The sequence below is a fragment of the Acinetobacter sp. ANC 3929 genome (genome assembly GCF_000369405.1).
In the GTDB taxonomy this organism is placed as follows: Bacteria; Pseudomonadota; Gammaproteobacteria; order Pseudomonadales; family Moraxellaceae; genus Acinetobacter.
In genome coordinates, this window is the sequence record NZ_KB849998.1 from 306,399 (window position 1) to 308,657 (window position 2,259).

The 2,259-nt window shown below is 40.2% G+C and carries 2 pseudogenes; both read left to right on the top strand.

Annotated elements, in window-relative coordinates:
- Positions 1-615 (top strand): annotated as a pseudogene (locus tag F909_RS14855) (hypothetical protein); the annotation flags it as partial.
- A 616-nt stretch (positions 616-1,231) separates the two neighbouring features.
- A pseudogene (locus F909_RS21240) lies at positions 1,232-2,259 on the top strand (hypothetical protein); the annotation flags it as partial.

Below are 2,259 nucleotides of genomic sequence, written 5' to 3' on the forward strand. Positions count from 1 at the left end.
ACTGGCGGAATTGGCGGTGGTGACGGCGGTCCTCTGGGTGCAGTCACTGGAATCATTGGTGGTATCACTGGCGGAATTGGCGGTGGTGACGGCGGCCCTCTGGGTGCAGTCACTGGCATTATCGGTGGTCTTACTGGTGGTATCGGCGGTGGTGACGGCGGTCCTCTAGGTGCAGTCACTGGAATCATTGGTGGTATCACTGGCGGTATTGGTGGTGATGGTGGCCCTCCGGGCTCAATAACAGATATTCTCGGTGGTATTACGGGTGGTATTGCTGGCGGTGACGTGATTTCTGGCGTTGCTCAACCTATCCAAATTGTTGTTGGAAGTAGCAACCTAACACTCGATCTATTACAAGATAATATGAGTAATATCTTCAGTAGCGGGAATGTGTTGGAAGGACTGACCAACCTTGTTCATGTGAATAATGACAATGATGGTAATAGTGTCGATAGCATTTTGAATATCATCACAGGCACCGTTTCTTCTAGTACTTCTGGAATCGCAGTTGGAGAACCTCATCCAAATGGTGGAAGCATTACAGATCTCATCTCAGTTTCATCACCATTAACGAGTCTGACCGATCATCTATTTGGATCACTTCATCATTTCTAAGATTTGAAAATCATAAAAGCCACTTTAAGTAGTGGCTTTTATCTACATATTCTAAGACGAGTACCAATCTGTTATCCCAAATTGAGATAACAGATTCTCGATTATTAGTAAGTTTTTTTTAATAACAAGCGAATATACAAATAAAATTCGCCAAAACCACTTAATTTTTATTTTTCAAAACCAAAAACAAAAAACCACTCAATTAATTGATATAAAATAAATTTATCTTTAAAAAGCTGTATGGAAATATTTACTTTCAAACAAATAACAAATCTTATAACTTTATCTATCCCTATGCACTTATTACATACATACTGAGATGAAATTGTACTTTAATTACCTGATATAAAAGATTAATTTCTTCTATTCCGTACTAAGCATAAAATCCAATATCAATACAAATGTAAATTTATTCAAAAAAAAATATAAAGAAATGTATTTATATTCAATAATTTAAATATAAATTTAACAATAAATTATCGCGTTTTATAATATTGACAAAATAATTGCCACATATAACACTAAAAAAGATTAATGTGATTTAAATCACAAAAAAATCATAGCAATTTAATAACTACATCAAAAACAACACAACTTTAAAAATATAGGTATCGTTATGCTTTTCAAAAGTCTTTTGTCACCCATTAAAAGTATTACTTCAAGCTTAGTTGATAGTAGTACATCTACATCACACGTTGGCGGTTCAATCCTTGCTCCTTTATCCTTGTCTACAATTACAAATATCGTTTCAACAAATACCGTAACTCATACGGTAAACAATCTTACAGGTGGAGCAGCCAACAATCCTATAAGTTCAATTACTAGCATTCTGGGAAATGTAACAGGTAGCAGTAGTCCAATTTCTACAGTCACAAATATTTTAGGTGGTGTTACTGGCGGGGCAAGTGGGCATCCACTCGGTGCAGTAACAGGAGTTATTGGTGGTATTACAGGCGGAACTGAGGGTGGGCCGCTTGGTTCAGTCACAGGAATTATCGGTGGTATTACGGGTGGAACAAATGGTGGTCCACTTGGTACTGTAACTGGAATCATTGGCGGCATCACAGGTGGTGCTGAGGGTGGCCCACTTGGAGCAGTCACAGGAATTATCGGTGGTATTACGGGTGGAGCAAATGGTGGTCCACTTGGTACTGTAACTGGAATCATTGGCGGCATCACAGGTGGTGCTGAGGGTGGCCCACTTGGAGCAGTCACAGGAATAATTGGCGGTATCACAGGTGGTATTGGTGGCGGTGAAGGTGGTCCTTTAGGCGCAGTGACTGGCATCATTGGTGGTATTACAGGCGGTGATTTAGGTAACAATCCTGTCACAGGTGCCATCCAAACGGGTATTGATGTCCTCCAAGGTGTGGAAAGCCTAAAGACTCAAATCATTAATACAGGAATTGATACTGTCGCAGGCACCATTATCAGTGCAGTTCACCAATCGGAACACCCTATTGGAGACCTAGCTCATTTAGGTACCCTCACCTTTGAAACTTCTCGCGATACAGTCAACGGTACATTGGAAGCAATTTCTGATTTAGCCGGTGCTGATCTTGGTGGTGCTGCTGGCTCTCTTACAGGTGTTGTCGGCACGCTGATTAACAATGGTTCAACTGCTTCTGGTTTGGTTCAACATAT